Here is a 6294-nt window from a genome sequence, read left to right as displayed (position 1 = left end):
TCGGCGAGGACCTTCCGCCAGGAACGGTAGATCTCGTGGACGCCGTCCTGGTCGAAGAAGGGCATGACGTCGTTGCCGAGCAGCTTCAGCTGGTCGTGGGCGCCGATGTCGGGCAGGCCGTCCGCCTTGACCAGGCCGTGGGCGACGTCCACGCGGAAGCCGTCGACGCCCATGTCGAGCCAGAAGCGCAGGATGGAACGGAACTCGTCCCGTACGGCCGGGTGCTCCCAGTTGAAGTCGGGCTGCTCCGGGGCGAAGAGGTGCAGGTACCACTCGCCGGGGGTGCCGTCCGGGTTCTCCGTGCGGGTCCAGGCGGGGCCGCCGAAGATGGACTCCCAGTCGTTCGGCGGCAGTTCGCCGCTCAGGCCCTTGCCGGGACGGAAGTGGTAGCGCTCGCGCAGCGGGGAGCCGGGGCCCTCGCGCAGCGCCCGCTGGAACCACTCGTGCTGGTCGGACGAGTGGTTGGGCACCAGGTCGACGATGACGCGCAGGTCCAGGGCGTGCGCCTCGCGGATCAGGGCGTCGGCGTCGAGGAGCGTGCCGAACATGGGGTCGATGGCCCGGTAGTCGGCGACGTCGTAGCCGGCGTCGGCCTGCGGGGAGGCGTAGAACGGGGAGAGCCACACGGCGTCGACGCCGAGCTCCTTGAGGTACGGCAGCCGGCTGCGGACGCCCTCCAGGTCACCCATGCCGTCGCCGTTGCCGTCGGCGAAGCTGCGCGGGTAGACCTGGTAGATCACCGCGTCTCTCCACCAGCCCGTGTGCGTGCCGGTGGTGGGGGCGTCGGCCGGGGTGGCGAGATGCTGGGTCATGTCTTCCCTGGGAGGTAAGGAGGGGCGTACAGGTGGGGCGCTCAACGGTCAGCCCTTGACGGCACCGGCGGACATGCCGGTGACGAGGTGACGCTGCGCGAAGAGGAACACCAGGGCGGCGGGAACGGCGATGAGGACGGAGGCCGCGGACATCGGACCCCACTGGGCGCCGTACTGGTTGACGAACTTCTGCAGTCCGCCGGCCAGCGTCAGGTTCTCGTCGCCCACCATGAAGGCGGAGGCGTAGGCGACCTCGCCCCAGGCGGTGATGAAGGAGTAGAAGGCGGTGACCGCGATGCCCGGCTTGGCGAGCGGCAGGATCAGCCGCCAGAAGGTGCCGAAGGGCGTGAGGCCGTCGACGTACCCCGACTCGTCGATCTCGCGCGGGATGGTGTCGAAGAAGCCCTTCATCATCCACGCGCAGAACGGGACGGCGATGGTCAGGTAGGTGATGACCAGGCCGGCCGACCGGTTGAGCAGCCCCAGCGATCCCATGATGTTGTAGATGGGCACGATGAGGACGGCGACCGGGAACATCTGGGTGATGAGCAGGGTCCACATCAGGCCGCGCTTGCCGGGGAAGCGGAAGCGGCTGACGGCGTAGCCGGTGGTGGCGGAGATGAACACGCCGACGAGGGTGGTGAGGACGGCGACGAGCAGCGAGTTCCAGAACCAGCTGAGGAACGGGGTGTCGTTCAGCAGGTTCGTGTAGTTCTCGAGCGTCGTCTCCTTGAAGAAGTCCGTGGTGGTCGCGTACTTCGCGGGCTTGAGCGAGGTCAGCAGGACCCACAGCACCGGGAAGACGGCGATCGCGGAGGCGACGATCAGGGTGAGGTGCAGGCCGGCCGAGGCCAGCGGCGAGCGGCGGCCGCGGACCGGGGCGTTCACGGGCCGGGCGGTGGGCGTCGTGGTGGTCACCAGACTTCTCCCTGCTTGCGGAGGACTCGCTGGTAGAACGCGGCGAAGACCATCAGGAGGATCAGGATGAGGACACCCCACGTGGACGACTGGGCGAAGTCGCGCGGGCTGATCTCGAAGGAGAACTTGTAGGCCTGGGTGACGAGGATCTGGGTGGCCTCGCCGGGCCCGCCCCGGGTGAGCAGGAAGATCACCGGGAACATGTTGAAGGTCCAGATGGTGGAGAGCAGCAGCACCGTGGTGCTGACGGACCGAAGGCCGGGCATGGTGATGTGCCGGAAGCGCTGCCAGGCGTTCGCGCCGTCCATCTCGGCGGCCTCGTAGAGCTCGCCGGGGATGGACTGGAGCCCGCCGAGGAGGGCGACCATCATGAACGGGACACCGAGCCAGACGTTGACGGCGATGACCGCCAGCTTGGCCACGGTGGGGTCGTTGAGCCACGGGACGGCGTCCAGACCGGCGCCCGAGAGGATCTGGTTCAGCATGCCCCGGCGCTCGTCGTACAGGAAACGCCAGGCGAAGACCGAGACGAAGGGGGGCACGGCCCACGGCAGGATCAGCAGCATCCGGTAGACGGAACGGCCGGCGATCCTGCGGTTGAGGATGTTGGCGAGCGCCAGGCCGAGGCCGAAGGTGACCGCCACGCACGAGACGGTCCAGACGACCGTCCAGCCGAGGGTGCCGAGGAACTGGTTCCCGGAGATCGCCTCGGCGTAGTTGTCCAGGCCGACGAACTCGTAGGTGGCCGGGATGTTGTTGACACCGATCGACCGCGCGACGTTCCGCTCGTTGGCGTTGGTCAGCGACAGGTAGATGCCGCGGATGAGCGGATAGCCGATGATCACGGCGATCACGACGACGACGGGCGCGACGAGCGCCCAGGCGTACCAGTGGGTCGAGAGGGAGCGCTTCGACGCGCCCCTCGGCTTGCCCGTGCCAGTTCCGCGGCCCCGGCCGCGGGGGGGGGGGGGGGGCCCGGCCTTCGCCACCGACTGGCTGGGGGTGTCCACAGCCATCAGCCGGCCTGCCTTCCTCTTACTTCCAGTCCTTCAGGAGCTTGCGGTAGGCGTCGGCGACCGCCTTGGCGCCGGCGTCCGGGGTGGTCTGGCCGGTGAGCACCTTGGTGTACTCGACCTTGACCGGCTCGAAGAGGCTGCCGCCCTCGGGGATCCACGGGCGCTCGACGGCCTTGTCGACGACCGGCTTGAAGAAGGTGATCATCTCGTTGCTCGCGACGTCCGGCTTGATGAAGACGGACTGGCGGGTCGGGAGCAGGCTGAGCTCCTTGGCGACCTGGCGCTGCGTCTCGGCCGAGGTCATGTACTCGGCGAAGGCGTAGGAGGCGTCGAGGTTCTTGGAGCCCGCGTAGACGGCGAGGTTGTGACCGCCCTGCGGGGCGCCCTGGCCGGCCGAACCGGCCGGGACCGGGGCGATGCCCAGGTTGGCCTTGTCGGCGAACTCCTTGCCCGCGAGGGTGTCGGCGACGGCCCACGGGCCGTTGATCATCATCGCGACCTTGCCGTCCTTGAAGGCGGCCTGCATGTTGTCCCAGCCGTTGGTCGCGTCGGTGATCGCGGCCTTCGAGTCGACCAGGTCCTTGACGGTCCTGAACGCCTTCACGCCGGACTCGTCACCGATGGTGATCTTCTTCTGCTCGGCGTCGACCAGGTTGCCGCCCTCGCCGTACAGGAAGGAGAGGAACCAGTAGGCGTCGTCGCCGCGCAGGTACAGGCCGGTCTTGCCGGTCTTCTGCTTGATCGTGGCGGAGACGGTCTTGAGCTCGTCGATGTTCTTGGGGACCTGGACACCGGCGTCCTTGAAGATCTTCTTGTTGTAGAAGATGCCCATGGAGTCGATGACCTGCGGCACGGCGTAGGTCTTGCCGTTGTACTGGGTGGAGGCGGCGGCCTGCTTGAGGAAGTCGTCCTTGTCCTTCAGCGCCGCGGTGCCGTCGAGCGGGGCCAGGTAGCCGAGGTCCGCGAACTCGGGGGTCCAGGCGACCTCGGAGCGGATGACGTCGGGGGCGCCGGAACCGGACTGGGCCGCGTTCTTGAACTTGTTCTGCGCCTCGCCGAACGGCACGTTCACGTACTTGACGGTCACCTTGGGGTGCTTCTTGGTGAAGCCCTCGGCGATCTTCTTGAAGACCTTGTCCTCGGAACCGACCGTCGAGGTGTCCCACCAGGTCACGGTGCCGGAGAGCTCGCCCGAGCCCTGGGTACCGCCGCCGTTGGAATCGCTGTCGCTGCCGCACGCCGCCAGGGTCACGCCCAGGGCCGCGACCAGCGCGGTCGCCGCTATGCCACGCCGCATGTGAACTCCTTCAACTGATCCCGGGGGACGAGGGGCTGGAACCTTCCTCATTGCGACCGCTCCCTCGCGGCGCTCCGGGTTGCCAGGAACGTAACAGGGTTGAAAACGCGCCGAAAGACCTTGCGAGAAATTTCTGCAAGGACCGGGGATCGTTACATCCACGTGTCCCGAAGGTTGCCGATGGGTCGCTTGACACCAGGCCACGGGCGCCCTCCGCGCGCCTCCGCACCCCCACTCGCCCCGTACGCGCCCCCGCAATTCCTGCAAGAGCTTGCGGAGCGGCTTGCGGTACCCGCACGGTGGGCAATACGCGCGGTGACCGGTACAGTCCACTCTCATGACCGCGCGGCTTGCCGACATCGCAGCCCAGGCGGGGGTCAGTGAAGCCACAGTCAGCCGCGTGCTCAACGGCAAGCCCGGTGTGGCCGCGGCCACCCGTGAATCCGTGCTTGCCGCGCTCGACGTGCTCGGGTACGAGCGGCCCGTACGACTGCGCCAGCGCAGCGCCGGGCTCGTCGGACTCATCACCCCCGAACTGGACAACCCGATCTTCCCCGCCCTCGCGCAGGTCATCGGGCAGGCCCTGACCCGCCAGGGCTACACCCCGGTCCTCGCCACGCAGACCCCCGGCGGGTCCACCGAGGACGAGCTCACCGACATGCTGGTGGAGCGCGGGGTCGCGGGCATCATCTTCGTCTCCGGACTGCACGCCGACACCACGGCCGACATGACCCGGTACGACCAGCTGCGCGGCAAGGGCGTCCCCTACGTCCTGCTCAACGGCTTCTCCCCCAAGGTCCAGGCGCCCTTCGTGTCGCCGGACGACCGGGCGGCGATGCAGCTGGCCGTGACGCACCTGGCCGCGCTCGGTCACACCCGGATCGGCCTCGCCGTCGGCCCCAAGCGGTTCGTGCCCGTGCTCCGCAAGATCGAGGGCTTCCAGAAGGGCATGAGGGACCGGCTCGGTCTGGGGCCCGAGGAGTCGGAGCGGCTGATCCAGCACTCCCTCTTCACCCTGGAGGGGGGCCAGGCGGCCGCCGGGGCCCTGATCTCGGCCGGCTGCACGGCGGTCGTCTGCGCGAGCGACATGATGGCGCTCGGCGCGATCCGCGCGGCCCGGCAGCAGGGCCTGAGCGTGCCCCGGGACGTCTCGGTCGTCGGTTTCGACGACTCCCCGCTCATAGCCTTCACCGACCCGCCGCTGACGACCATCCGCCAGCCCGTGCAGGCGATGGGGCAGGCGGCGGTCCGCGCCCTCCTGGAGGAGGTGGGCGGCACGCCCGCCCCGCACTCCGAGTTCGTCTTCATGCCGGAGCTGGTGGTGCGCGGTTCCACGGCCTCGGCCCCTCCGCCGCGCGGCTGAGCGGGCCCGCGCCCGGCTCCCGGCGCCCCCGGCTCCACCCCTGACCCCGCCCCGGGCCGGGGTCCCCCTTGAGGGGGACCGGGTGCGCCCGGAACCCGTCGGAGGGATGATCGGTCGGAGGAAGAGGATCTGGCACACTCTCTGCCTATGGGTGAAACGACCGTGAAGAGTTTGGACGACCGGACGACCCCGTCGTCACCCATCGTGGCCGACGGCGGGCGGTCCTGGCTGCGCGCCCGGAGCCCCCGGCGTCCCCGGATCTGGTTCGAGATCCTGCTCATCGCGGTCAGCTACTGGGTGTACTCCCTCATCCGCAACGCCGTGCCGGAGCAGAAGGCGCAGGCGCTGCGGAACGCCGACTGGATCTGGCGTACGGAGGAGTCCCTCGGGCTCGCCTTCGAGCACACGGTGAACCACGCCGTGAACTCGGTGACGTGGCTCATCGTGGGGATGAACTATTACTACGCGACGCTGCACTTCGTCGTCACGATCGGTGTGCTGGTGTGGCTGTACCGCCGGCAGCCGGGCCGTTACGCGGCGTTCCGCACGGTCCTGTTCGCCACCACCGGTGTGGCCCTGGTCGGTTACTACCTGTACCCGCTCGCGCCGCCCCGGTTGATGAACGGGCAGAACTTCGTCGACACGGTCCTGGTCCACCACACGTGGGGCTCGATGGCCTCGGGCGACCTGAAGCAGATGTCGAACCAGTACGCGGCGATGCCGTCGATGCACATCGGCTGGTCGCTGTGGTGCGGCCTGACCATCTTCTTCCTCGCCCGGGCGCCGTGGGCGCGGATCCTCGGCCTGCTCTACCCGACGGCCACCCTCGTCGTGATCGTCGCGACCGCCAACCACTTCTGGCTGGACGCGGTCGGCGGCATCGTCTGC

6 protein-coding genes are annotated in these 6294 nt (G+C 68.8%); 2 read left to right on the top strand and 4 right to left on the bottom strand.

Going from position 1 to position 6294, the window contains the following annotated elements; genetic code table 11:
• The 4 genes from RIF68_RS23615 to RIF68_RS23600 all read right to left on the bottom strand — a co-directional run.
• Window positions 1-812 (bottom strand): alpha-amylase family glycosyl hydrolase (locus RIF68_RS23615; protein WP_309053298.1); only part of this gene is annotated, 812 nt, incomplete at its 3' end.
• 48 nt (window positions 813-860) lie between these two features.
• Window positions 861-1733, bottom strand: a complete 873-nt coding sequence (locus tag RIF68_RS23610) for a sugar ABC transporter permease (protein ID WP_375165051.1) — start codon at window positions 1731-1733, stop codon at window positions 861-863.
• Entirely contained in the window at window positions 1727-2746 is a 1020-nt protein-coding gene (locus RIF68_RS23605; RefSeq protein ID WP_309053296.1) for a sugar ABC transporter permease, read from the bottom strand. Before RIF68_RS23605 ends, RIF68_RS23610 begins: the two co-directional genes overlap by 7 nt.
• Window positions 2747-2765: 19 nt before the next feature.
• Window positions 2766-4043, bottom strand: a complete 1278-nt coding sequence (locus RIF68_RS23600) for an extracellular solute-binding protein (protein ID WP_309053295.1) — start codon at window positions 4041-4043, stop codon at window positions 2766-2768.
• Window positions 4044-4380: 337 nt separating this feature from the next.
• Here RIF68_RS23600 and RIF68_RS23595 point away from each other — a divergent pair, with 337 nt between their 5' ends.
• Window positions 4381-5406, top strand: a complete 1026-nt coding sequence (locus tag RIF68_RS23595) for a LacI family DNA-binding transcriptional regulator (RefSeq protein WP_309053294.1) — start codon at window positions 4381-4383, stop codon at window positions 5404-5406.
• A gap of 147 nt (window positions 5407-5553) precedes the next feature.
• Window positions 5554-6294, top strand: a 741-nt coding sequence (locus RIF68_RS23590; protein WP_309053293.1) for a phosphatase PAP2 family protein, incomplete at its 3' end; no start/stop codon positions are given.

This window comes from Streptomyces sp., from assembly GCF_031178505.1.
In the GTDB taxonomy this organism is placed as follows: domain Bacteria; phylum Actinomycetota; class Actinomycetes; order Streptomycetales; family Streptomycetaceae; genus Streptomyces; species Streptomyces gulbargensis.
Note: the sequence above shows the minus strand (reverse complement) of the source record. Positions and strands in the feature narration are given on the sequence as shown.

Bases quoted from the DNA above. Each gene is read 5' to 3' on its own strand.
- RIF68_RS23605 (WP_309053296.1), bottom strand. From the start codon at position 2,746: ATGGCTGTGGACACCCCCAGCCAGTCGGTGGCGAAGGCCGGGCCCCCC.
- RIF68_RS23600 (WP_309053295.1), bottom strand. From the start codon at position 4,043: ATGCGGCGTGGCATAGCGGCGACCGCGCTGGTCGCGGCCCTGGGCGTG.
- RIF68_RS23595 (WP_309053294.1), top strand. From the start codon at position 4,381: ATGACCGCGCGGCTTGCCGACATCGCAGCCCAGGCGGGGGTCAGTGAA.